The sequence below is a fragment of the Pantoea sp. EEL5 genome (assembly GCF_049892805.1).
GTDB lineage: Bacteria > Pseudomonadota > Gammaproteobacteria > Enterobacterales > Enterobacteriaceae > Pantoea > Pantoea ananatis.
This window is the reverse complement of record NZ_JBNDNJ010000002.1, coordinates 156,658-179,763: the sequence shown is the minus strand read 5'-3', so window position 1 is coordinate 179,763 and position 23,106 is coordinate 156,658. Positions and strand designations below refer to the sequence as shown.

General features: G+C 51.3%; 24 protein-coding genes. 6 read left to right on the top strand and 18 right to left on the bottom strand.

The genetic code is table 11. The features are described from left to right. Complete coding sequence (locus tag ACPXSQ_RS12375) at positions 1–897, bottom strand: PhzF family phenazine biosynthesis protein (protein WP_024471107.1); 897 nt, start codon at positions 895–897, stop codon at positions 1–3. A 233-nt stretch (positions 898–1,130) separates the two neighbouring features. On the opposite strand from ACPXSQ_RS12375, the gene ACPXSQ_RS12370 reads away from it, so the two are divergent. Next, entirely contained in the window at positions 1,131–1,586 is a 456-nt protein-coding gene (locus ACPXSQ_RS12370) for a GNAT family N-acetyltransferase (protein ID WP_014593516.1), read from the top strand. A gap of 222 nt (positions 1,587–1,808) precedes the next feature. On the opposite strand, the gene ACPXSQ_RS12365 is transcribed toward ACPXSQ_RS12370, so the two are convergent. The 6 genes from ACPXSQ_RS12365 to ACPXSQ_RS12340 form a co-directional block, all read right to left on the bottom strand. Next, entirely contained in the window at positions 1,809–2,804 is a 996-nt protein-coding gene (locus tag ACPXSQ_RS12365; protein WP_024471108.1) for an IS110 family transposase, read from the bottom strand. Between the two features lie 497 nt (positions 2,805–3,301). Beyond that, positions 3,302–3,469, bottom strand: a complete 168-nt coding sequence (locus tag ACPXSQ_RS12360; RefSeq protein ID WP_227008678.1) for a hypothetical protein — start codon at positions 3,467–3,469, stop codon at positions 3,302–3,304. 264 nt (positions 3,470–3,733) lie between these two features. Continuing rightward, the gene (locus tag ACPXSQ_RS12355) at positions 3,734–5,797 is read right to left on the bottom strand and encodes a replication endonuclease (protein ID WP_426143908.1); all 2,064 of its coding nucleotides are present in this window, start codon (positions 5,795–5,797) and stop codon (positions 3,734–3,736) included. After that, positions 5,794–6,021 (bottom strand): TraR/DksA C4-type zinc finger protein, encoded by a 228-nt coding sequence (locus ACPXSQ_RS12350; protein WP_014594660.1) that lies wholly within the window; start codon positions 6,019–6,021, stop codon positions 5,794–5,796. Before ACPXSQ_RS12350 ends, ACPXSQ_RS12355 begins: the two co-directional genes overlap by 4 nt. Next, positions 6,021–6,239 carry a DUF2732 family protein gene (locus tag ACPXSQ_RS12345; RefSeq protein WP_014604959.1) on the bottom strand — a complete coding sequence of 73 codons (219 nt, stop codon included), beginning with the start codon at positions 6,237–6,239 and terminating at the stop codon, positions 6,021–6,023. The genes ACPXSQ_RS12350 and ACPXSQ_RS12345 overlap by 1 nt, the downstream gene beginning before the upstream one ends. Positions 6,240–6,305: 66 nt before the next feature. After that, complete coding sequence (locus tag ACPXSQ_RS12340; RefSeq protein ID WP_014604958.1) at positions 6,306–6,674, bottom strand: hypothetical protein; 369 nt, start codon at positions 6,672–6,674, stop codon at positions 6,306–6,308. A gap of 423 nt (positions 6,675–7,097) precedes the next feature. Between ACPXSQ_RS12340 and ACPXSQ_RS12335 the strand changes: the two genes are divergently transcribed. After that, positions 7,098–7,682, top strand: a complete 585-nt coding sequence (locus ACPXSQ_RS12335; protein WP_015699474.1) for a phage repressor protein CI — start codon at positions 7,098–7,100, stop codon at positions 7,680–7,682. A 206-nt stretch (positions 7,683–7,888) separates the two neighbouring features. Here ACPXSQ_RS12335 and ACPXSQ_RS12330 read toward each other — a convergent pair whose 3' ends face one another. The 7 genes from ACPXSQ_RS12330 to ACPXSQ_RS12300 all read right to left on the bottom strand — a co-directional run bounded on the left by ACPXSQ_RS12330 (position 7,889) and on the right by ACPXSQ_RS12300 (position 16,460). Beyond that, a complete protein-coding gene (locus tag ACPXSQ_RS12330; protein WP_014594662.1) occupies positions 7,889–8,746 on the bottom strand; it encodes a ketose-bisphosphate aldolase in 858 nt (285 codons plus the stop codon). A 3-nt stretch (positions 8,747–8,749) separates the two neighbouring features. Next, positions 8,750–10,159, bottom strand: a complete 1,410-nt coding sequence (locus ACPXSQ_RS12325) for a PTS fructose transporter subunit IIC (RefSeq protein WP_426143904.1) — start codon at positions 10,157–10,159, stop codon at positions 8,750–8,752. A gap of 20 nt (positions 10,160–10,179) precedes the next feature. Beyond that, positions 10,180–10,653 (bottom strand): PTS sugar transporter subunit IIA, encoded by a 474-nt coding sequence (locus ACPXSQ_RS12320; protein WP_014594664.1) that lies wholly within the window; start codon positions 10,651–10,653, stop codon positions 10,180–10,182. Further along, positions 10,646–12,151 (bottom strand): BglG family transcription antiterminator, encoded by a 1,506-nt coding sequence (locus tag ACPXSQ_RS12315; RefSeq protein ID WP_230957776.1) that lies wholly within the window; start codon positions 12,149–12,151, stop codon positions 10,646–10,648. The genes ACPXSQ_RS12320 and ACPXSQ_RS12315 overlap by 8 nt, the downstream gene beginning before the upstream one ends. A 212-nt stretch (positions 12,152–12,363) precedes the next feature. Beyond that, entirely contained in the window at positions 12,364–13,842 is a 1,479-nt protein-coding gene (locus tag ACPXSQ_RS12310; RefSeq protein ID WP_013027296.1) for a SulP family inorganic anion transporter, read from the bottom strand. Between the two features lie 455 nt (positions 13,843–14,297). Continuing rightward, positions 14,298–15,842, bottom strand: a complete 1,545-nt coding sequence (locus ACPXSQ_RS12305) for a methyl-accepting chemotaxis protein (RefSeq protein WP_013027297.1) — start codon at positions 15,840–15,842, stop codon at positions 14,298–14,300. Between the two features lie 198 nt (positions 15,843–16,040). Further along, complete coding sequence (locus ACPXSQ_RS12300) at positions 16,041–16,460, bottom strand: hypothetical protein (protein WP_426143900.1); 420 nt, start codon at positions 16,458–16,460, stop codon at positions 16,041–16,043. 500 nt (positions 16,461–16,960) lie between these two features. On the opposite strand from ACPXSQ_RS12300, the gene ACPXSQ_RS12295 reads away from it, so the two are divergent. The 3 genes from ACPXSQ_RS12295 (at position 16,961) to ACPXSQ_RS12285 (ending at position 19,788) form a co-directional block, all read left to right on the top strand. Continuing rightward, a complete protein-coding gene (locus ACPXSQ_RS12295) occupies positions 16,961–18,889 on the top strand; it encodes a methyl-accepting chemotaxis protein (RefSeq protein WP_022622442.1) in 1,929 nt (642 codons plus the stop codon). A 314-nt stretch (positions 18,890–19,203) separates the two neighbouring features. Continuing rightward, positions 19,204–19,461, top strand: a complete 258-nt coding sequence (locus ACPXSQ_RS12290; RefSeq protein ID WP_426143897.1) for a hypothetical protein — start codon at positions 19,204–19,206, stop codon at positions 19,459–19,461. Between the two features lie 129 nt (positions 19,462–19,590). Further along, positions 19,591–19,788 carry a hypothetical protein gene (locus ACPXSQ_RS12285; protein WP_071785155.1) on the top strand — a complete coding sequence of 66 codons (198 nt, stop codon included), beginning with the start codon at positions 19,591–19,593 and terminating at the stop codon, positions 19,786–19,788. An 85-nt stretch (positions 19,789–19,873) separates the two neighbouring features. On the opposite strand, the gene ACPXSQ_RS12280 is transcribed toward ACPXSQ_RS12285, so the two are convergent. The 4 genes from ACPXSQ_RS12280 to ACPXSQ_RS12265 all read right to left on the bottom strand — a co-directional run bounded on the left by ACPXSQ_RS12280 (position 19,874) and on the right by ACPXSQ_RS12265 (position 21,520). Continuing rightward, the gene (locus ACPXSQ_RS12280; protein WP_014604950.1) at positions 19,874–20,149 is read right to left on the bottom strand and encodes a biofilm development regulator YmgB/AriR family protein; all 276 of its coding nucleotides are present in this window, start codon (positions 20,147–20,149) and stop codon (positions 19,874–19,876) included. A gap of 142 nt (positions 20,150–20,291) precedes the next feature. Beyond that, the gene (locus tag ACPXSQ_RS12275) at positions 20,292–20,561 is read right to left on the bottom strand and encodes a hypothetical protein (protein ID WP_014604949.1); all 270 of its coding nucleotides are present in this window, start codon (positions 20,559–20,561) and stop codon (positions 20,292–20,294) included. Positions 20,562–20,702: 141 nt separating this feature from the next. Then, on the bottom strand, positions 20,703–20,942 hold the full coding sequence (gene ycgZ / locus ACPXSQ_RS12270) for a regulatory protein YcgZ (RefSeq protein WP_014604948.1): 240 nt from the start codon (positions 20,940–20,942) through the stop codon (positions 20,703–20,705). A gap of 269 nt (positions 20,943–21,211) precedes the next feature. After that, positions 21,212–21,520: a hypothetical protein gene (locus ACPXSQ_RS12265; protein WP_015699467.1), complete on the bottom strand. Its 309-nt coding sequence runs from the start codon at positions 21,518–21,520 to the stop codon at positions 21,212–21,214. Between the two features lie 736 nt (positions 21,521–22,256). Between ACPXSQ_RS12265 and ACPXSQ_RS12260 the strand changes: the two genes are divergently transcribed. Continuing rightward, positions 22,257–22,499, top strand: coding sequence for a biofilm development regulator YmgB/AriR family protein (locus tag ACPXSQ_RS12260; RefSeq protein ID WP_019104876.1), 243 nt, complete (start codon positions 22,257–22,259; stop codon positions 22,497–22,499). Positions 22,500–23,106: the final 607 nt, after the last annotated feature.

Below are 23,106 nucleotides of genomic sequence, written 5' to 3'. Positions count from 1 at the left end.
TCAGAGCAGGTTAAATGAGCCTTCCATTACAATAACGGTTTTGCCTCCTACCCGCACGGCCGGCACTTCTGACGTGCCATCGAAGACTGAATACAACATGCTGGCCCGTCCCATGTCTACGCCCTGGCTTACCCGGAGCGAGAGCACTTTCTCATTGCGAAGCTGTGCCAGCAGGGCTGTAACTGCTGCTGTTGCACTTCCTGTCGCCGGATCTTCGGTCATTCGCGGAGTAAACATGCGTGCATGAATATCACACTGGTCTTCCGGAGCAGTTTCCATCGTATAGGCATAAACAGAAACCGCACCATTGAGAGGCAGAACAGCCCGGAAACCCTGTAAATTTGGCACGCAACGGCTAAGTGCATCCCGGGTTGCGAGTTCGGTAATCAGAAAAGGCAGGCCTACCGAGGCGATAAGGGGCAAATGTGTTTCTGTACGAATATCACTGATTTCCAGAGACAGGCAGGCAGCTATCTTTTCCGGGCTGACTTCTGTGCGGCGGGATAATGCCTCTGGCACAAGAAGTTCTGCACCGGTGACGCTCTCATTTTCTTTAATAAGCCTAACCGGCACCAGCCCGGCTGCCTCTTCAAACAGCAGAATCTCAGGCAGCGACCTGCCATTCAGTGTGGCTTGATTTGCCAGAACAAAAGCAGTCCCTACATTGGGATGACCAGCGAAAGGAATTTCACGCGACGGGGTAAAAATCCGGATCTGAGCCGTATTTAATACATTTTCAGGAGGTAGTACAAAGGTCGTTTCACTGTAGCCAAACTCTATGGCGAGCAGCTGCATTTGCTCAGTGGTCAGTCCCTCAGCATCCAGAACAACTGCAACCGGATTACCGCTAAAAGGTTTGTCAGTAAATACGTCTGCAATCACATAGCGCCTTTTCATCAGTCCTCCATGAATTTAAATTCTATGAGAATGAGTAGTTATTCAATCATTCTGATGTTTTTAACATACTCTATATTATTCACAGATGCTTATGATTATGCTTTGTACAGGGTTAACTTACGAGAATTGAAAAGGTGATTTTATGCTTATCAGTGTGTTGGAACACTATGATGTGCAGACATGGGAAATGCTGTGAAACAGTTATCTGGGGTTTCTAAGGGACTCACAATACTATGACCGAGACGATGCGAATTGCAACGATTAGCGATGCTGAGGCCGTTACGGAACTCACAAGAATGGCTTACGCTAAGTGGGTCCCCGTGATTGGCCGGGAGCCTCTTCCGATGAAGACAAATCACGCTGCGTTCATACAGGAGAACAGAGTCGATCTTTTGTTCTGTGGCGCAGATTTGGCCGCGCTTGTGGAAACAATTCAGCGCAAGGACGATATCCTAATTGAAAACGTGGCCGTTGACCCGCGTTTCCAGAAGCGCGGTTACGGAAGAAAAATGGTGGCCCATGCAGAGCAACTGGCCATTCAAGCCGGTTTAGATGTCGTCCGACTCTATACGAACTCGTTGTTTGAAGTGAACCTTCGCCTCTATGCATCATTAGGTTATGAAGTTGAACGCACTGAAGTACGAAACGGCGGCTTAGCAATCCACATGCTTAAGCGCGTGCCCTGGTAGCTATCTTATACGATCAGTCAACTCACGTATCGGGAAGCGCAGCCTCCAGACCACGATGCATAACCCAGATGTAATATTCAATCCGGTTGGTGCTGCGGGTTACCAGCAAATATGGTACATCGCCCGGACGTGAACGAAGCACGTCCGCTTTTCGCTCATAGCGGGCTACGCCCAGTTACCCTCATGAGCGCTTCAGTCGGTAAAGTGTCAACTCAACCTGAGTCAGCTATTCAGCGCAGCACGCGGGTCTCCGTCACAAAAAGCCGTTCCCGTCTTCAGGATGCCATAACACCAGTGAACCAGTTTTCGCATCAGTGCACCGATAGCCACCATTTTAGGTTTGCCCCGCAGGCACATCTCCTCGTAGATATTACGCATACGTTTGTTATGAATTTTCCCGCACAGAGCCGACATGTAAAGTTTGGCTCTCAACTGAGGCGGGCCGATTTTAGACATGCGTGGACGCCCCCGAACCGACGTGCCCGAGCGCTTCTCGACTGGCACCACCCCCAGAAAGGCAGCCGCCTGGTCTGCTGATTCAAAGTGATGGCTGCGGAGCACAACCAGCATGTGCATCCCCAGCTGGGGCCCGACAGATTTAATCGACGTCAGCAGCGCGTAATCCCGTTTCAGGTCTGGGCTGGCCTGAATGTGCGCTTTAACCTGTCGTTCAATACTTCTCACTTCTTCACGGAGCAGCTGCGCCATCCTGATGCATGAACTGACGACATCTGCAGGCGTTTCGGTAGACTGATATTTTTCGAGCCGGTTTTCCTCGCGCACAGCGTCAGCGAGCAGCACATCCCGCCGGCGCAGAAGTGCGCTGAGAAACCTGATATCCGCTGCGGGCGGCTCCCACCGGTGCGGTTTTTTCAGCAGTGCGTAACAGGCCAGCATATACGCATCCACCTTGTCCGTTTTGGTCATTATCCCCATGCCTCGGGCAAACTCCCGGCTGCGGTGAGGGTTGGCCAGAGACACAAAGAAACCGGCATCGTGCAGGGCCGTGGCCAGCCGTTCGTGATACACGCCGGTCGCTTCCATCACCACGTGGACGTCTTCCGGACCGCAGTGCTGAAGCCTGAGCCAGCGAAGTATATGCTCAACCGCGCTGCGGTCGTTGCGGATATTTCGTGTTTTGACGCGACCTTTCATGCCGTCGTAAAGCATGCAGAGGTCGAGCGTTTCTTTACTGACATCAATACCGACTGGAAACATGGTTTCACTCCTCTCACATTAACCGTCACGCCTGTTCGTCTTGTACATTCGGAGTCGTGCTCCCGGTAACCGTTCAACCTGATGTGCTGGCGTGAAAGGTGAAGCGGAGGGCCATTAGCTGCAAGGCAGGATCGGTATTTAAACCGTCCTCAGGAAAGGGACCGGCTCACTCTGCTTCAGTGGTGGTAGCTAATCACCACGTATGGTTAGATACAAGGAAAGGGGCAGTAACCAAAAGATTGCCGCGAACGCTGACAGGAAAGCGGCCGGGATAACGTTATTCAGTAAAGGTGGGGGAAGACTACGCCTGGCGAACAGGGGTTGCTGCAAACGCCTGCAGGCAGCAGATGCCCCGCGTTTTCGGTCGGTCATGACGCAATGTCAGCGATAAAACGCACTGGCGCGGTTTTGCTGTTGCCCGCACCTGAACCCTCTCATCCGTTAAGATGGCTCAGGCAACGGACAACCGTCCTGATGTCACAGTGAACGCGTCGCCATCATGATTTTTTTAAAGGCGTCGCCGCAAAGACAACAGAAAAGTGGTTATCGGAAAGGGTGTAGTTCGCAGCGATTTCAGCGATCAAATTTAACGCGATTTCCCTGTCACGCTCCCGGCAGGCTCCTTCACTGGTAAGCCTGGCGATAAGTTCGACGCGTTCAAGCATGACTCGCTCATGTAATTCATTTCCCACAATTCCCTCCCCCAAATAAATACTGTACATACATACAGTAGCATAGCATTCGTTAACTGTGGAAGCGTTTTAAGATAGTTCGTAAAAAATTATATCATGTTGATAGGCATCAACTTTTGTTGTACTGCCTGCCAGACAGGTGAAGGCACACTTACGCCAGAAGCGTAAGAAAAATCAATAGATTTTCTTCATTTACCTATCCAAAACAGCAGGTTTTCACTCCGCCTTTTCGTCACGTCAGGGCGAAAAAGAAATCCTCATCGTTGGCTGGGCCGCAGGAGAAGCATCGCCTCTGTCGTCGCCTGAAACAGGGCCAGGAATGCGTAAAGGCGAAGCCCGGCAGATAAACCTGGAAGCCCTTTCGCCTTGGTGACCTCTGCGCCACGGATCTGTGCGCAGATCGCCAGATACCTCACTTCCGGCATAAAAACGGCTTACGGGATCCGTACAGTTATTAACAGAACTCCAAGACAACGAAGCGGACTGGCTTTTTTCGTCGCCCGCATCTTCAGCACGTTTGGGCACCAGCTTCCATAGCTTTAACCGCGTCAGGACTGGCGTATCAGCACCAACGGCAGTGGCGTAAACGCCTTTAATTGACTGGATTTCCTCACTAAACGCATTACAGCTTTCGGCGGGCTGGTACCAGGTGCGCACCACAAGCGCGTCGCGTTTAACGAACGGGCCGCCCTGGGCATTGATGTAGTCGGCCCATTGACCGGCATCGGCCGCATCGTGCACCGCGGCGAATTCCACGCTCAGGCCATGCGCGGTTTCGGTGTCCGCCATGCGGCGAAGTTCGCGATAAACTGTTACGGGCGCACCTCCAATAAACTGAAACTGGCGGATGTGCCAGCGAGCTGCCCATGCCGACACCGCCATCGCCGTCTCCCTTAGCGGTTTACCGCTCTCGTTATCCCGCTCGCCCTCTAGCGCATAGCCGTCAATGTTTTTAGAAACATATTTGGCAACATAGCCGGTCGCGCTGCCTTTCGCCGGATCGATCGCTTCGACGTGAAAACGGGCTTTGCGCGCCTTTGCGCTGTCTAGTTCCTCACTGTCCTGCTGGCAGGCGTAATGGCGCAGGATCTCGTCTACGCGGTTAACGTCTTCAGGGCGCATAAACATCAGCAAATGCCAGTGGGGCGTGCCATCATGATGCGGCTCCGCAACCCGTAAACCAAAAATGCTGATCTTTTCACGGTGCAGTTTGGCCCGCACTTTTTGCCAGAGTGAGCAGAGATAGCGCTGTGTTTCAGCCGGGCTGGCCCCCGTCCATTTAGCGTTACGGTGACCACTCTGCAAGGTCGCGTGATAGCGTGACGGCGCGGTTAACGTGTAGAAGCAGGCCCGAAAGCCCATATCCTGACAGATGGTTTCGAAGCCACGAATACGCGTCATCAGTTCAGCACGACGAATAGCCGGATTGGCTACGCTGCCGTCGTATTTTTCAATCAGGCTGATGCGGTTGCCCTCTTCATCCTCCAGATCCATTCCCTGGAGGAAATCACGGGTACGGCGGCGTTGCTCACGCCATTCCGCTACGGCCATAAGGCTGGCATAAGGGGAATGCGTTTTATTAACGTTCGCCAGGGCGATATGCAGATGTTCACGCCAGAAGGCACTGATACGACGCAGCTGGCCTTTCCACCATTTTTCCGCCTGCATACGCAGAATGGCTGAGGTCACCGCTTCAGGGCAGAATACGCGGGCGCTGACGGTTTCCCATAAAGGCGGCGTCTGACCCAGCTCACGGGTGATCACCGCCGCGGTCATATACAGTCTGTGGGTATAACGGTAGTCCGTATCGGTTTGGGCGTGAGTGTGCAGTTGCACCAGCTCCGCGTGAATGAAATGCGCGATATCCCCTGCCAGCACATCAGTGTCGGCACGGGACATATCCGCAAGGCGGTTAAAGCGTTTCATCAGTTCCCACAGCGTGCCGGCGGCTCTGGCTGCCCCCTGCGGGCAGGACATGCTGCGGGTCAGCTGTGCGACAACGCCCGTGCGCATATCATGCAGTTGATAACGTCGGTTAACAGCGTCAACACGTGGCAATGTGCGCTCAACAAAGGTTTTTGCTAAGTAGGCATTGGCCCGGGCTGTTCCCTGCTGCTGCTCCAGACTGGCAAGACGACGCTTCACGTCCATCTGGACAATGCTGGGCTGGGCACGAAGAATTTTCTGTCCGTGCAACCACGCCGCAATCTGTCGATGACGGTGCTGCTGCTGGTCATGGGTCAGATACGGGCTGGCTATCGCCAGCCGCGGGGCATTCCACGGGTAAGCGAACGACATCATCGCGTATTCCCGTAGTGAAGACGTGCTCTCAGCTCGCTCAACTCCTGACAGGAGAGGCAGCGGGTCACGCCCTGCAGCGCACGACGGCGCGCTTCAGGAATCGGTGCGTCGCACTCTTCACAGAGCGAGGCGCCGATCGCCACAGGACGTTGCGTAACCTGCGCGATATTTTGCGCCAGGATTTCCTCGCTGCGCTGCTGCGCAATATCGATTGCATCTGCCATTAGCGCATCTCACCTGATTCGTTTTCATAACGCTCAGCTTCAGATCGCAACAGCTCTGCTGCTTCGATGCCGTTTAGCGTCTGCCGCGTAATGTGCGCTGCCATCGCACTCAGCCGCTTCGCCACGGCCAGCGCGCAGGCTTTACGCTCATTATCGAGCAGTTTATTGAGGGTAAAGGCCATGGCGTCGTTCATTGGATGTGTCTCGGTATTCATCATTTCTCTCCAGATTTTGGGCAAAGGCATGCCCGACGGGTTTACGTCATCACGTCAGGGGTGATTTATTTATTCAGGCAGAAAGCAGTCAGCCGTTGAGAACTGACGCGGCAACATGTTTCCCCAGCGGGCCAGCTTATTCATTGCTAAAATGATGTGCTCACGGCGCGCCTGGTCAAAAAACTGGAAAGGCCTGCCAATGTCTTCCAGCCTGAACATGCCCGGGCAGTCGCGGTTAGCCAGGGTTAATACGCAAAATTTAAAGTCATCATTTTGACGATTAAAATAGCGAAGCGATGGGTTTCGGTTGTGATCGCGCAGCAAGCGCCAGTGTTGTCGAAACGCATCAAACGTCATTTTTTCGCTGTGGCAGTCTTGCTCTGCGGTGAAACGTGGCCCGGCAGATGACTGACTGATGACCTGGACGGTGCGGTTCATAGGCTCCTCCGAAAACGTTGCAGCGGGTTTTGACGAATCAATACCCTCATCGTTATTACAGTGACGTTTTACTGGCGGCGGATTCGCGCCTGTCTCATCCATAACGCTCGTTAAGCATTAAGCGAAACGGCAGGTGCGCAGACGGTTTCCCCCCAGATTGCCCCGGGCAGGGCGCGTTGCTGCGCCAGCCGCGGCCTGAGAGCGCTTTCGACCCTGAAAGCGCGCTTTTACGCGCCTCTCCACGTGCGCTGACTGCATTAGCCCTGCATCTCATTGCGACAATAAGGTTCTGGCTTGATGATTGTAAAAATGAGCCTCATCAGGCAAAATCCTGAGTTATCAGATAAAGCCGCACCCTGTTGCATCATTCAAAGGCTAACTTAAACTGGAGGATACTTAGACTAAATCTAAGTGTCAATAAAAATGAGCGTTTATACTAATTTCAAATTTCCGAACTCGAGCGCAGAAGCTCTGGATCGCGTTGTCGATGCCTACGGCTTTACCATGAAAATGCAGCTTGCAGATCACCTTGGAATTGCAGCAAGTAGCCTGTCTGCACGCTATAAACGTGATGTTTTTCCTTCAGATATCGTTTTACAGTGCGTGATGGAAACGGGCGCAGACCTGCAATGGTTGATCACAGGCAAAGGCTCAAAATTCTCTGAAAGCAAACCCGACACGCCCACGCTGGTTAGAAAAAAGCTAATCAGCGGCAAAATCGAGGAAGCGGGTTATGTGATGCTGGATAAAGCGCTATACGCGCCATTGAAACAGGAACCGCGCAGTGCTTTCTTACTGTTGGCGGAAACCACCCAGTACATCATCGATACCGATTTTGAAGATATGCATGACGGCGTCTGGTTGGTCGAAATTGAAGGAACCGCCAGCGTCAGGACGCTAACGCGCATTCCGGTCAGGAAGGTGCACGTCAGCGGCATCGGCGTAGCGTTTGATTGCGGGATTGATGATATCAGGCTGATTGGCCGCGTGGTTCTGACGATTCAATAAACCGGCGTCTTGCGCACGGCAACGCCTTATCACGGCCTCAGCGTTACTCACAGAATGCGGTACAACGCGGGCCGCCTGCCTCAGGCCGCCCGCTCCGCTCTTAGCGGCAAGGGGTTCCCACCAAAGCGGCTTGCTGATCGCTGAGGTTGGCTCCCCGGTCAATACAGGTTTAACCGCGGCTCGCCCGTTACCGCCAGCGTTAACGCTTAATACAGTCCGGCCTTCCCCGCTGAAGAGAAAAGCCGCATCTTGTGCTCGACAACGGCTTTCGCCGCCGCCATCGGGCGCACGTAGAGTGCGCTGGGTTCATGTCCGTTTGACTGCAATTCTTCCTGCAGCGCGACATAAAACGCCTTCTTCATATCGCTGGAGATATTGATTTTCCCTACGCCATACTTAATCGACTCCGCGACCTCGCTGTCTTTGTTGCCAGAGCCGCCGTGCAGAACCAACGGAATCGTCAGCCGCTGTCTGATGGCTTTGAGACGGTCAATATCCAGTACAGGCTGTTTACCGGCAGGATACAAACCATGCGACGTGCCGATGGCCACGGCAAGCGTATCCACCCCGGTTTCTCTGGCAAACCGTTCCGCCTGGTCGGGATCGGTATAGAGAATTTCACTGTGCCCCCCTTCCGCGCTCCCCTCTGCCACGCCAATCGTTCCCAGTTCGGCTTCTACCGAGACGTTAACCTTGTGGGCAATGGCGGTGATTTCACGCGTCAGCGCAATATTCTCTTCAAATGGCAAGCCTGAGGCATCGATCATGACCGAGGTATAGCCGGTGCGGATGGCGGTTAAAATATGCGCCAGCGTCTGGCCGTGATCCTGATGAATCACCACCGGCACGGAAGCGTTAACCGCCAGCTCCCTGAGATAGGCGATGAAACTGTCGCCGACGAAAGCGTGCTCATCGGGATGCACTTCCAGGATGACGGGAGATTGCAGGGATTCCGCCACCTCAATGACCAGCCGGGCAAACTCAGCGGAGGCGATGTTGAAGGCACCGACGCCGAACTGATTCTCCTGCGCCACCTTCAGTAACGCCTTCATATTTATCAACATAATTCACTCCTGCGGTAAATGTTGCGGATGATCTTTTTTAATCACTCTGAGGATCAGTGCGGTAAACAGCGCACCGGCGAGAATGGCAAACAGGTAGGCTGAGACATGGGTAATGACGTTCGGTATGAACATAACGAAGATCCCGCCATGCGGTGCGCGGGAAGCACAGCCGAGCATCATTGACAGTGCGCCAGCCAGTCCCGAGCCCGCCACAATGGCGGGAATGACGCGAAGCGGGTCCGCCACGGCATACGGAATGGCCCCCTCGGTGATAAAAGAGAGGCCGAGCACGTAGGTGACCTTGCCGGTTTCGCGCTCCTGAACGCTGAATTTCTTTTTAAAAAGGGTGGTGGCAAGGGCAATGCCCAAGGGAGGAACCATTCCCGCAGCCATGCATGCTGCGATGGGTTCGTAGATTCCGGTCGACATCAATCCAATCGCGAACATACAGACGGTTTTGTTAAGCGGCCCGCCCATATCGAAAGCCACCATCATTCCGATAAGCAATCCGAAGATAGCAGCGTTGGCATTTCCCATATCCGTCAGGAAGGTAGTCAGGCTCTGTAACAGCAGCTTAATGGGCTGGCCGACGACCAGAATCATCAGCGCACCGGTCAGGAACACGCTTAACAGTGGCACAATCAGAATGGGTTTAAGTCCGGCAATGGCCTTGGGTAAGTTGATGTACTTCACCACGAGCAGCGTGATGTAGCCCGCCATAAAGCCCGCCAGTAAGGCGCCAAGAAAACCCGATCCGGTATGAATGGCTAACATGCCGCCCACCGCGCCCGACACAATCCCCATATTGCCACTAATCGACTTGCTGATGCCCAGTGAAAGAATCGGCAGCATTAACGCAAAAGCGGCACCGCCACCAATATCGGACAGCATCTTCGCAATGGGGTTATAGAGGGGATCGCCTGGCGTGGCGGCAGTGATCCCAAAAGAAAAACTGAGGGCAATTAATATCCCGCCCGCCACGACAAAGGGGATCATCAGGTTGACGCCGGTAATCAGATGCACATAGATGCTCGACAGCGCCGCTTTTTTGTCTTTGTCTCTGCCCTGCAAGGTTACGTCTTCTGATGAGGCAGAACAGATTTCGCCGGTTAAGGCCCCGGATAAAATCTCGTCCAGTAATCCAGCGGCATCTCTCGCGGCTCGGGTAACGGACACGGTAATCATGCTTTTGCCGATAAAGCGGGAGCAATCAATCTTTTTATCCGCGGCAATAAGCACGATATCAGCACGTTTAATATCCTCTTCAGTGAAAATATAGTCACTTACAACGGCACCCTGTGTTTCAACAAGGATCGTTATGCCTTTTTTCTCTGCGCTCTTTTTTAAATTGGCTTCCGCCAGATAAGTGTGTGCTACGCCTGTGGGACAGGCGGTAATCGCAATAATATTCATTTTTCCTCCCGGTGAAAGGCTTACTCCTGGGTGTTATTGACTAATAAATTAAATAAGGCCTCTTTTGTCTCTGCGTTTAGTAATGCCTCAACGACTTCATCATCGCCAAGGGCAATTGAAATTTTTGCCAGTAGTTTTATATGTCCCGCGCCGCTGTCGGCTTCTTTAACCGCAAACAGAATCACGAGGCTGACCGGCGAATCGTCCATGGTTTCCCATTCCACGGGGGACGCCAGTTTGGCTACCGCGATCCGGGTTTCGTTCACCCACTGCGATTTTCCATGCGGGATCGCTATCTGATTTTCGAAGCCGGTAGAACCTAATGCTTCGCGCAGCATGACGTCATGAATAAAACCTTCTTTGTTGCTGATAATATTTAATTCACACAAGCTTTGCGTTAATTTCTCAATAACCTCATCTTTATTTTTTGCATTTAGATTCATAAAAACACAGGTCTGACTTAACAGATCGGCCACAACAATTTTATTATGCATCCGTTACTCCGTTAGCATTATCTTCTTTATTAAGGCACTCCATCACCCGCAAAACATCTCTGTTTGAAAACAGGGCAGAAACATAGGCCACAGGATGTTCAGTCTCCTCCAGTCTGATCGTGGAGATAATTAAATCGCACCTGACTTTCTTAATGGCTTCGTTCAGGCGGGCACCCGGCACAATATCCACGATCTCCCATTCGGGAAAGGCCCGGCTGATTCGGCTGGAAAGCAGCTGAGATGTACCAATGCCGCTGGAGCACACCAGCATGACGCGTTTAGTTGCATGACACTTTTCTAACGCGTTCTGGATGTAAATAGTCAGATAGGCAATCTCATCATCCGACGCTGTCGGAAGCCCCCACTGCTGATTAAGGTGCAACACGGCCTGTTTGACGACGTTAAATACCGCGGCAAATTCTTTACGTATCTCGTCCAGCAACGGGTTGTGAATAACAATGCGGTAGGCCAGCCGATTAAGCATGGGCTTCACATGTGACACCAACGCGTTAAGCAGCACGCTGTCGCTGCCAATATTCTGTCTTAATAACGAAGAAAGCCGGGTGATTAAGGTCGTGGCGTAGTTCACGGCGTCTTCGTCGTAGTGCGATGGAGAGGGAAAACCGGCGCTAAACGGATGCCGACCCGACGAGATGAGGTATTGATAAATATAATGAACCTCAACGGGCGCGAAGGAGACCGCGTAATTTTCCTCCAGCCATCTGACCGCTTGCCGGGCGACTGACCATTCGTGATTGTTGTAACCTGCCATGTCCGACTCCGCTGGCGCGGGTGGCGTGCCGTTAAGCGCTCTTTTAATCGTCACCAGCAGATGGGAAAACAGGTTGGTATAATAGGGCTCGCTAATGGCGCAGTGCAGCGCCTCTTCAATGTAGGTGATCAGATTAATGCAGCAGGCCACATTGTCGCTGCCAAACTCCGCCACCAGCTGAACGCGCGAAAAACGATCGATGCGGCTGTCGGCGACAGGGTAACCACTCATCACGCTGAAGGTAATAATCTCTTTCAGCGCCAGACGAATATCCCGGTCGCTGCCGGTAATACAGGTTCCGCTATGGCTACGCGCGATGCGCAGTGAAAAAGGCGCTAACCAGACCTCAATTTTTCGTAAATCTGCCACGATGGAAGAGCGGCTGATAAAATATTTTTCCGCCAATGCGCTCAACGTGAGCGGTGATGGAGAACAGGTAAGCAAGTCTGTTGTGATGGCGACCAGCCTTTTATTTTTCAACAAACCTTTTACCTCTTCCCCATGCAGATCCACGGGTAAGGCGACGCCATTTTCCAGCAACAATCCCAACCCGGGTTTGCTGAGGATTCGGCTCTCCTTGTCGGCGAAATAGTGATTAACGGAATCCACATCGCGGCGCAGCGTACTGGCTGAAACCTTCAGCGTCCGGGCAATATCTGTTGCCGAGCGCCATTCGCCCTGGGAAGCTAAAAGATGAATTAATGCCTTTTGTCTTTGGGTCAGCACGTTGACTCCCGGCTTCGCTAGGTGATCCAGATGCTCGGTCATTACCGTTATATCTGCCTTGTTCCGGTAGAGAAATACCAAACCATGGCGTCGATATGACCATAATAGTGAACAGTGCACCTGCAATGCTGCTAACCCGGTTCCATTCGTGCAAACTCCAGTGTGTCGCGGCGTGACAGCAAGAACGGGCCTGAACATCAGGCCCGATGCGGTTAATGTCCGCCAAAGACTTTTTCAACTTCTTCGGGTTTGTCATGTACGCCAAAACGATCGACAACGGTTTTTGTCGCCTCGTTCATGCCACGAATCTCGACATCCGCCCCTGTCCGACGGAATTTAACCACCACCCGATCAAGCGCGTTAACAGACGTGATGTCCCAGAAATGGGCATGGGTTACGTCAATCACCACCTTTTCCAGATCCTCCTGAACGTCAAAGCTGCGGACAAAGCGATCGGCGGAGGCGAAAAATACCTGCCCGGTAATGGCGTAATGGCGACAATCGCCTGATCGCGTGGAACTGACCGCCATAAAGCGTGCCACTTTGGTGGCAAAATTTAATGCAGCAATCAGCACGCCCACGATGACGCCAAAGGCAAGATTATGGGTAAAAACCACGACCAGGACGGTAGCTATCATGACGACGCTGCTTGAGAGAGGATGGGTGCGTAACGTCGCCACCGAACGCCAGGAGAAGGTACCTATCGAAACCATTATCATGACCGCGACCAGTGCCGCCATGGGAATCTGAGATACCCACTGGCGCAGAAACACCACCATCACCAGCAACGTGATACCCGCCGTGAGTGTGGAAAGCCGTCCACGACCGCCTGATTTTACATTGATCACCGACTGACCAATCATCGCGCAGCCTGCCATTCCGCCGATGAAGGAGGTACAGATGTTGGCGATGCCCTGCCCCTTACATTCGCGGTTTTTATCGCTCGCGGTGTCCGTCATGTCATCAATAATGGTCGCCGTCATCATCGACTCCAGCAAGCCAACCACGGCCAGACCTGCGGAGTAAGGCAAAATGATCAACAAGGTGTCGATGTTCAAAGGCACGTCGGGAAGCAGAAAAATGGGCAGGCTGTCAGGCAGTTTGCCCATATCGCCCACGGTTCGCACATCCAGGTGCAGAAACAATGAAACTGCCGTCAGAATCACAATGCAGATCAGCGGTGACGGCAGTGTTTTGTCGAACAGTGGATAAAGATAAATAATCGCCAGTCCGGCGGCGGTGAGCGCATAAACATGCCAGGTGACATGAGTGAGTTCAGGCAACTGCGCCAGGAAAATCAGAATGGCCAGCGCATTAACGAATCCCGTGACCACCGAACGCGACACATAGCGCATCAGGTTGCCGAGTTTACAGTAACCCGCAATGACCTGAAGTACGCCGGTGAGCAACGATGCGGCCAGCAGATACTGCAGCCCGTGCGTTTTGACCAGCGTCACCATCAGCAACGCCATCGCGCCGGTGGATGAGGAAATCATCGCCGGACGCCCACCAAAAAAAGCCATGACAACCGGAATACAGAAGGCGGAGTAAAGACCCACTTGAGGATCGACACCCGCGATGGCAGAAAAAGCGATCGCTTCAGGAATCAGCGCGAGCGCGACAACAATACCAGCCAGCACGTCACCACGGACGTTACCCAGCCAGTCCTTACTCGTCGAGGACAGCAACATAGTATTTTCTCAAATTTTGAATGCAGTTCGCCCAAAAGGGCAGATTTCAGACAGAAAGCGTCACATCCACAGACGGGATGTCAATGAGGTGCGTCCGAATGGGATCGGGACGACAGGGAAGGGATAAAACTCAGGGTGGCGTGATACGCATGACGGTTAAAAACTCCTTATCAGCATGGGCTGGCTGCAGCAAGGCACTGCAGTAACATTGCCGGGTCATCTCAGGCAACGCCCTGTTCAGCTAACTACTCTACACAAAAAATCACCCGCACTGGAAGCCTGAATTTGCCTTACAGCCCAGGCACTCCCGGCCAGCGGCGGGAGAAATCCTCAATAAGCGCTTGTAAAACTGCTGTTTATTGATTTTATAACATTGCGTGCCGCAGGCGCATATAGCCTAACTGACCGCATAAATGAACGGTCAGCCAGGCGTGACGCATCGCTTCGGCGCGTCGTTACACTCTGAATGCCTCAACCATACCGCGTAATGAATGTGCCTGTTCAGACAGGGACTGCGAAGCAGACGAAGACTCTTCGACGAGTGCCGCGTTATTCTGGGTGACCCCGTCCATCTGGCTGACCGCAATGCTGACCTGAGAAATGCCCTGCATCTGCTCCGAGGACGCCATCGAAATCTCATCCATTGCGCCCGCCAGTTCGTTCACCATGCCCACGACTTTTAAGATGCTTTCACCCGTACCGGCCGCGACGTGCACGCCGCTGTCCACCTGCTCTACGGCACGTTCGATAAGTTCTTTAATCTCTTTCGCTGCGGTGGCGCTTCGCTGCGCCAGCGTTCTGACCTCGCCGGCAACAACGGCAAATCCGCGTCCGTCTTCACCCGCCCGCGCCGCTTCGACAGCGGCGTTCAACGCCAGGATGTTTGTCTGGAACGCGATACTTTCAATCACGCCGGTGATGTCACGAACCTTGGTAGCACTGGATGCGATTTCATTCATGGTGTGAGACATCAACTGCACCTCTGACTCACCAGTGCGTGCCAGGGTTGCAGCCTCTCTGGCAACGGTGGCGGTATGCTGAGCACTGGCAGTATTACTTTTCACCGTCGCGGTCAACTGTTCCATACTGGCCGCCGTTTCCTGCAGGGCTGCGGCCTGCTGTTCAGTGCGTGATGACAGCTCAGTATTGCCCTGGGCGATCTCGTCTGAGGCGGAGGCGACCGAACCTGCCGATTCTTTGATTTGCGTAACCAGACTTCGCAGGCTGGACTGCATGTTAGCCAGCGAGGCAAGCAGGCTGCTGGAATCGTTGTGGCGGAGTATGACCGGCGCTGTGAGGTCGCCGCTGGCGATGGCCGCAGACAGTGCCTGGGCCTGGGCCGGTTCCCCGCCCAGTTGGCGCATCAATACTCGGGTAATGATAAAGCCCGCCGCAATTGAAATCGCCACGGAAAGCGAGGCCAGAATCATTAAGATTGTGGTTGCTCTGTGAACGTTTTGACTGGTGTTTTCAACCGACCGCTCACTGTCTTCCATTTGAATATTCGTCATTTCCTTGAGGGCCTCCAGCAACTGGCCCTGCAGCGGCCTGACCGTTTTTATCAGGTAGCTTATCGCTTCTTGCTGTTTATTTTGCAGGCCTAACTGCCCTGCGTGATCCAGCACGGCGAGAACGGGGCCTTCGCTGCTGACGATCTTGTCGAAGGCTTCCCGGGCCTGCGGGGTTGAATCTTCGGCGACCATGGCAGCAAGCCGTTCGCGGTTTTCAATATAACGGGCTTTTTGCGTGACAATACGCTGCCATTCCTTCTGCATCTGGTCGGCTTCGGTCAGCAGGGCAAGGTTACGAACGATGACGGCCATATCACGTAACCCGCCGTACATTTCCATCCCCAGACGGTATTTCTTCATTTTGACATTGACGGCGTTGTCCATGCCATTACGGGCATTATTCAGGCCGTTATAGGCCACCGAGGTGCAGATAATGAATAACGTAATCAACAGGCCAAAGCTGATAGTGAGACGCGTAGAGATTTTCATGGGGACTCCTGTTTATGTTAGGAAACAGGTATCGGTTGAAATAATAAAAACCACAGTAAAAAAATCATAAATAATAGTTATAATAATGTAAGGCATTGATAATTGTGTTATTATAATAATTTCCTTTAATAATTTGACGAATGCGACTTTATATTCTATCGCGCCATGAAAAAATAAATATCACCAACCAACCATTTATTAAAAAATATTCCATGCTTCCTTTTCGATTAAGAAAAATAATATAAAACGTCGTTGCTGCGGCATACTCTGCTGATTGATGGGCTTAACGCTATGGATTTTTGCTGTCAGCCGCGATTGTCCGGTCAGGAAGACCCGCAGACTGTCCAGGGAGTGGGTTTGTGCAACGGACAGGATAACGAAAGGATAAGTCACTGGCTGTGCCTGACGATCACCGCTGCTATCATGGCAACGAAACCGGTAGCGATGACGGTTTGGATTTGGATTTGGGTTTGGGTTTGGGTTTGGATTTGGGTTTGGGTTTGGATTGAGGTTTGGATTTGGGTTTGGATTGAGGTTTGGATTGAGGTTTGGATTGAGGTTTGGATTGAGGTTTGGGTTTGCGGGTGAGATAACAGGAGCCAGACTGCCGCCATTCATAATTAGCGCTGCGCGAGAGAAACTGAGTAGCGTTGAGCGTTATCACTTTAATTTTTATGCATGCGCATGCCAGCATCCCGACAAGGGCGCTTTTTTAAAACACACAGAATAATTAAACGGGGATATTATCGGCACATTTTTTAAAAACTTTACTATTTTTATATTTTTTAATAAATGAAAAGGTTTTCATTTATCACAACCCCGGACATACCTATTTATGATTAGCCTGAGGTTATCGAAAAAATATTAATTTGGCTTAACCGGATCCAAAAGAAAATATTGTGCATTTCTAACGTGGAAAATAACACACCACATTCTATAATCTCCTCTACTATGGAAAGTAGATTTTCCCCTGCGCATTTCAACAGACACATAGTGACCAAGAGTCACGCGCAAGGCCTTGATAAATAGAAATTTAACAAAGATTATTATAAATAAATTACACGAATAATATTTGATGGCATTCATCAAAAAACACCATTTCACCTGGAATTCAATAAATGAAAAACATTCTCAATAACATTAGTCTGCCGACTAAATTCCTGATCCTGGGGATTTTCGCGTTGGTATTATTTGTCTTTCCCACCTATTTATTTATCCAGACGGGTAATCAGGCTATTGATGCGAAGAAACAAGAGCTGCAGGGCGTACCGGTCGAAAAAGATATCCTGACGTTGCTTAACCTGATTCAGCGTCACCGGGCTGAAAGTGCAATCGCCATTTCATTGAATAAACCTGATAATGCGCCGCGCCTGGCACTTGCCTCTCAGATAGATACCCTGACAGATACTATTGCCGCAGAATTACGCCAGTATGATGCCAGTGCGCAGCCGACCCAGCGCTTCAACGGCGTCAAAGCCGCCTGGTCTCAGCTTCAGCAAGATGTTGCATCGGGTAAACTGACGCTGGCTACCAGCCTTTCGCATCACGCGCTGCTGATTCAGAACTTACTGGACACCAACCAGGACATTCTTGATTTATATGGTCTTTCTTTGGACGCGGACCTCAATACGTATCAACTTATCATGAGTATCTATGGTCGGTTACCTGAACTGACCGAGACGCTTGGACGCATCAGAGCCAGCGGTACCTCTGTGATTGCCGCGGGTGACAACGCATCCGATTCTTCACGCGGCACGATGGAGTACCAGATTGAAGGGGGTAATGCGGCGCTGGAAAAATTCAGTAATGTGTTAAATAAAGCGTTTGCCGTAGAGCCGGATCTCAAATCTGAATTTACCGCGCTGGCGAATGATGCCTTCCAACGTTCAGCCAGCGTCCTTAAACTGGCTGAAGATGTCTTTATTACAAAACGTGTTCAAATTACCCCTGTTGAATATGTAAAAGACTTCACCCAGGCTATTAACACTTATAACGATCTTGGCATGAAACTCAGCCTGCAGCTGGGAAAAACACTGAACGACCAAATCGACCAACGTCGTCGTTCACAATATATATTGCTGGCTTCACTGATCGCCGTGGCCTTGCTGGCCGTATGTGTGGCGGTGATGATCAGCCGGTCCGTTACCCGTCCGGTAAAAGAAGCGGTTTTACTTGCCAGTAAAGTGGCCGCCGGTGATTTAACGACGACGATTACCGTGTCAGGTAAAAATGAAATTGCTGAGTTGCTCAATGCGCTCTCGCAAATGCAGCAACGTCTTGCGCTTCTGGTATCGAATATTAAAAACAATGCGTCAACCATCGCAAACTCCTCTGAAGAGATTGCGATGGGGAATAACGACCTCTCTTCCCGAACTGAAGAACAAGCGGCCTCACTGGCGGAAACCGCGGCCAGCATGGAGCAGCTCTCTTCAATCATCAAGCAGAATGCTGACAACACGCGCTACGCATCAGATATGGCGGTTTCAGCCACTAACGCAGCGCTGAAGAGCGGCGAAGCGATGACTTCTGTAATGACTACTATGCAAAAAATTCGCAGCAGTTCGGGGCAAATCGAAGAAATCACCTCCGTTATTGACAGCATCGCCTTCCAGACGAATATTCTGGCGCTGAATGCGGCCGTGGAAGCAGCGCGTGCGGGCGAGACGGGCAAAGGTTTTGCCGTGGTTGCCGCTGAAGTCCGGGCGCTGGCCCAGCGTTCGGCCAGCGCAGCGAAAGAAATTAAGGGCCTGATTGAGCAGTCTGTTGGGCATTCGAATGAGGGCTTAATGCTGGCGCAGGATGCCGGCAGCAAAGTAAAACAGAGCGTCGAAGCAATTGAACAGACATCTCAGTTGATTCGCGATATCTCCTCATCCTCTGAAGAGCAAAGCAGCGGCGTAAGCCAGATAAATATTGCGGTTAATCAGATGGACCAGGTCACGCAGCAAAACGCCGTGCTGGTTGAACAGTCGGCGTCTTCTGCTGACGAGCTGGCAAAACGTGCAAGCGATCTGCGCGACATGGTCTCTGTGTTCCGCACCGCTTAATCTTCTCCTTTTGCCACTGCCGTCAGCCTTTGGCTGGCGCAGTGGCCGTTATAATCCCTCATGCCCGGCGTTAGCCAGGCAACTTTCGACCAGAAAAACAGCGAAATCACACGGATGATTAATTGAATGATTACCGAAAGAAACTTATTCTGTTCGCCGTAAAAAAACAGTAAGCGGTCAACGGCACTCTGCTAATGTCCGAAGGCTGGGGTTGTTACGGTCCATCGGTGCATTCTCATTTTGATATAGAGCACCTACCCGTTGGGCTAAGCTGTGCTAACCTTCCGGTCTCAGAATCGCCATTCGGGGAGAATATGAACAACGTTTTTGACGAAAAAATGACGGACATCATCATCGGTGAGATGGTGACGCAGCTACTGAATGAGGATGCGGCTATCTCGTGGAGCATTCTCCTTGAGAGGCTGCAACAGTTTCTGGACATCGAGCGGGATGAAACCCGGCTCAGAGCGGCTTTGCGGGCGATGGATGAGATACGCGCCGAAATGCTGTTACATCCGGCCGAGAACAACGTGGTTGAACCTCATCCGGCAAATCTTCATCAGCTTCACTAAGTATTGAGCAACACGGCTGGACATTCCGTTTACGCGTTGTGAGTGGTCTACCGTCTGAACGACAATTTATAATATCGAAACAATGACAGTAATAATCCAGAAGCCACTGCTCTGGCGGATAACCGCCCCATGAGCGACGAGACCGCCACTGAAGATATCTATACCCTGATTGGCAGGATAGTTACCCATCTGCTCAGGCCAGATGGGGAAATACACCTGCAGGACATACTCAGTTCGTTGCACCACTTCAGCCAGCAAAGTTCCGATAAAGGTGAAAAGCGAGCCTGCGAGGAAGCCATCCGTTTGCTCTCCAGACAGCTCCACTGAGAGACAGTCACTCAGCTCGCTGCCGGGTGTTACCTTATATCGCCAGGCCTGCTAACGCCTCAGAACAGAACCCGGTTTTTTGCCCTTATGCCTGTTCTTCCTGAGAGCACGTGCGGCCGACCACAATCTCAAGGCAACTCCGCAATACATCCAGCTGTACAACATCTTCTGTACTCTCCAGCTCGGCAATCAGATTGATAATAATGGCCTTGCTGGTCACTTTTTGTCCCTGAATGACAATATTACGGATCACTGCATCCAGCACTGCACTTTCAGCCTCAAGTTTATCGCCCGCACCGCGAAAGAGGCGCATAATTTCCGCTTCGGTCGTGCTTTGCTGAGTGTCGATGGTGTTCTGCATGATGCTCTTCTTAATCAATGTCAATTTAGTGGACACGTGGTAATGCCGCGAAGCGGGCAGAAATACAGACGTGTCTGTCCTGAGTAGTGATGATTACACTACGCACTGTAAAAAAGTATTTTGAAAAGGCGTGAGACGAGCCTTAATGCTTGCGACTGTTGTCCGGGACGCTTTGACCGAATGCAAGTGCCGCAGAATCAACGGGATCACGCGCGGAGGCAAACTCGCTCTGCACTTCAGCAAGCACCTTTTCAATGGCCTCTTGCCGCCCGGCATCCGTTTCATCTCTGAGCATAGACTTTAGCCTGTTAGCCAGGGTTGCACCGCTGATTCTGTCATTGCTGTCCAGTAGCGCAATCACCGCCTCGCCCATGATGTGCTCAGTCAATTTCTCAAGTTTGTCTTTCAGCATACCCGCACCTCTGATGACATTGTGCCCATACAACCGGGCAAACCAGCCTCAAACGCTCAGGCTTCTAATGACCTGCTAATTTGGCCGATCAGATTGATGCTGCGAGACGTTATTACCCTTTAACGCAACGCGGCACGAATCTCAGCGGTCAAAAAGCATGCCGATAAGTTTCTGGTAATGCTGCTCTTCTTGAGGCCCGGTCGACTGGCTAAGGCGACGGATCAGCGCGCTGCAAATGGCCTTACGGTTAAGGCTTTTACCTGCATGCAGGATCTCAAGAATGACCTGACCCAGCGTCTCTTTTTCAGAAGGCTGCGTGTCATTGCCGAAGTAGCGCGCAATGTCACGGACGGTATTTGTAGTGGTTTCGTTCTGATGCATGCTAAACCCCCAGATGTGAAATTGAGTGAACTATAACCAAGCCTTGTCCACTAAACTTATACAACATCTGGAAAATTGTACAGGAATTCCGTTTATTCCCTGCGCTGAGAATTGTGCATAAAGTGCTATGCCCTGTATAACAATTACTTGCGTGAGTATCAGATTCTTAACCTTTAGAACGTTACCCACTCTTTAACAGGCAAAGACTGTCTTAGACATTTCTGTTTCATGTCGCAAGGTGAACCTTGTACAAGTCTCTGGCAGCGAAGCTATCTGTCATCGTCCTCATCCGAACGGAATCGGATGACATCATCATTGCGCTTCGCGTTTTCATTCTGGTTCGCCGACATAAGCCACCTCAGACTCGCATTGGGGCGGGCATGCGACTGCCTGAACTGTTTCAGCCAGCTACGGGCAGCAAAAATCTCTGCCAGTCTGTTGTCACAGGTTTCCTCTTCGGCCATCTGGTTGAGCTCTGTGATGAGCGTATCAAAACTTATTTCTTTCTCACCAAGAGCCAGGCTGACCACGGCTTCACCAAGAATGACGTGCTCTTTCTCATCGTCATGAAATAACACTGTATCCTCCTGCTTTATAAATTACATCGTTACTACATAAGCTATTTTAGTGACCCGAGGCCAGATGACAAAAATATTTCCTGGCCATCAGAACAATATTTTACAAGTGCGAATATCTTATATTTTAAATGCTTTTTTTAACCTGATGAAAAACAATCATTTTGTGGGTTAATTTACATACTAAAATCCTGTAAAAGACTATTCTTAAAGCGCAGCCTGGCTGAAAATGGTCGAACCAGGCCTGACGCTGCAAGGCTTGCGGGTCGGTGGTCATTAACGTCTCGACATCTTTAAAGAGGCAATCTGCGCAACATTTAACCCTATAACCTGCCTTATTTTATGATTTTCATCTGATAATTTCACTTGTCACTTTTTAAGCGCCCGCTTATCACAGCTTATAAAACCACACTCAATGCAGTGTTGTTTTTTTACTGATGCAGAAGACAGGATTTATTGCGGATAACATTTCCCGACGAGGTGACCAGCCCAATTTCCCCCTCCTGCAACGTTCAAAAAATCAGGCAGGTTTCGCGGTGAGTTTGGAAAACAAATATGCGCGGGTATGCCGGTATTCGTGTTTCTCAGCGGCGTGCAGACATTGTCACACCGGGCCCAGAGAAAGTAAGCCAAACGGCACAGATTTTTGTTAGGGCACGATCGGTAATACTGCTGTACAGCAGCCCCCAGGATCGGTTAACTTGCGCACAACTCTTCCTACTTTACTCAAGGGAACACTATGCGCCAGAACGGTTTACCACCTTCGGGGAAAACCAGCAGTCTGGCCCACTATTTCAGCCAGATTGATCATCCCCACCAGCTCGAAACGCTGGGCAGGATAGCGGTTGAAATACTTCGCGAGAATAAGCCCGTCAGTCGACGGATCATCTGTCTTAAGCTCATCGGTTATCTTGAAAAAGCCACCCGTGAGGAAGACGCTTTGCATTATCGTGAACTACTGGCCATGCTATTCAGTCAATAACACCTGCTAAACCGTGCTTCCATCAATGAGCACGTCAAACCCAACACCGCCCTCTACGTAACATCACGTCGGAATCCGTCTCTCCCTCGCTGCGCTCTGCTGTAAAGCACAGTGCGAGTAGCGGTTTTCAGATGCGCTACGGAGGGCGAGCTCCCCCCTTACGCTTTACGACAAAATGCAAACCCCCTGACGCCGACAAAAAAAATGCCCGCACCTCGTTAAAGGGTCGGGCCGGAGTTCTCAGGGAAATCCTAAATGACTTCCAAACAGCGTTTTTAAATTAGTTCACCATCTGAATTGTCGCCAGTCGAAATCGGACAAATTTTTTCTGTACCTGAAATACGTCTCTAATTTTTTGCTGATAAGTGCCGTCTGACAATAAGAATTAAGCTTCATATCACATTTTTGCAAAGTCTTATCGGGCCGGTTCCATGTTCTGCCTGGCAAGCCGATAAGGGTAATGTGAGCTGATTATCACAATGATTGTCCTGACCACATGTTGCTTACTTCGGCACCCTTGCGGTGCCGTTTTTTTGTCATGCGTGGGGTCAATACGTGCCTGGCGGGGTTTGCCAGGCACAGTGAAACGCTATCCCTGGCGGGAACA

Coding starts and splice junctions, on each gene's coding strand:
- ACPXSQ_RS12375 (WP_024471107.1), bottom strand. CDS start 897: ATGAAAAGGCGCTATGTGATTGCAGACGTATTTACTGACAAACCTTTT.
- ACPXSQ_RS12370 (WP_014593516.1), top strand. CDS start 1,131: ATGACCGAGACGATGCGAATTGCAACGATTAGCGATGCTGAGGCCGTT.
- ACPXSQ_RS12365 (WP_024471108.1), bottom strand. CDS start 2,804: ATGTTTCCAGTCGGTATTGATGTCAGTAAAGAAACGCTCGACCTCTGC.
- ACPXSQ_RS12360 (WP_227008678.1), bottom strand. CDS start 3,469: ATGCTTGAACGCGTCGAACTTATCGCCAGGCTTACCAGTGAAGGAGCC.
- ACPXSQ_RS12355 (WP_426143908.1), bottom strand. CDS start 5,797: ATGATGTCGTTCGCTTACCCGTGGAATGCCCCGCGGCTGGCGATAGCC.
- ACPXSQ_RS12350 (WP_014594660.1), bottom strand. CDS start 6,021: ATGGCAGATGCAATCGATATTGCGCAGCAGCGCAGCGAGGAAATCCTG.
- ACPXSQ_RS12345 (WP_014604959.1), bottom strand. CDS start 6,239: ATGATGAATACCGAGACACATCCAATGAACGACGCCATGGCCTTTACC.
- ACPXSQ_RS12340 (WP_014604958.1), bottom strand. CDS start 6,674: ATGAACCGCACCGTCCAGGTCATCAGTCAGTCATCTGCCGGGCCACGT.
- ACPXSQ_RS12335 (WP_015699474.1), top strand. CDS start 7,098: ATGAGCGTTTATACTAATTTCAAATTTCCGAACTCGAGCGCAGAAGCT.
- ACPXSQ_RS12330 (WP_014594662.1), bottom strand. CDS start 8,746: ATGTTGATAAATATGAAGGCGTTACTGAAGGTGGCGCAGGAGAATCAG.
- ACPXSQ_RS12325 (WP_426143904.1), bottom strand. CDS start 10,159: ATGAATATTATTGCGATTACCGCCTGTCCCACAGGCGTAGCACACACT.
- ACPXSQ_RS12320 (WP_014594664.1), bottom strand. CDS start 10,653: ATGCATAATAAAATTGTTGTGGCCGATCTGTTAAGTCAGACCTGTGTT.
- ACPXSQ_RS12310 (WP_013027296.1), bottom strand. CDS start 13,842: ATGTTGCTGTCCTCGACGAGTAAGGACTGGCTGGGTAACGTCCGTGGT.
- ACPXSQ_RS12305 (WP_013027297.1), bottom strand. CDS start 15,842: ATGAAAATCTCTACGCGTCTCACTATCAGCTTTGGCCTGTTGATTACG.
- ACPXSQ_RS12300 (WP_426143900.1), bottom strand. CDS start 16,460: ATGAATGGCGGCAGTCTGGCTCCTGTTATCTCACCCGCAAACCCAAAC.
- ACPXSQ_RS12295 (WP_022622442.1), top strand. CDS start 16,961: ATGAAAAACATTCTCAATAACATTAGTCTGCCGACTAAATTCCTGATC.
- ACPXSQ_RS12290 (WP_426143897.1), top strand. CDS start 19,204: ATGAACAACGTTTTTGACGAAAAAATGACGGACATCATCATCGGTGAG.
- ACPXSQ_RS12285 (WP_071785155.1), top strand. CDS start 19,591: ATGAGCGACGAGACCGCCACTGAAGATATCTATACCCTGATTGGCAGG.
- ACPXSQ_RS12280 (WP_014604950.1), bottom strand. CDS start 20,149: ATGCAGAACACCATCGACACTCAGCAAAGCACGACCGAAGCGGAAATT.
- ACPXSQ_RS12275 (WP_014604949.1), bottom strand. CDS start 20,561: ATGCTGAAAGACAAACTTGAGAAATTGACTGAGCACATCATGGGCGAG.
- ycgZ (WP_014604948.1), bottom strand. CDS start 20,942: ATGCATCAGAACGAAACCACTACAAATACCGTCCGTGACATTGCGCGC.
- ACPXSQ_RS12260 (WP_019104876.1), top strand. CDS start 22,257: ATGCGCCAGAACGGTTTACCACCTTCGGGGAAAACCAGCAGTCTGGCC.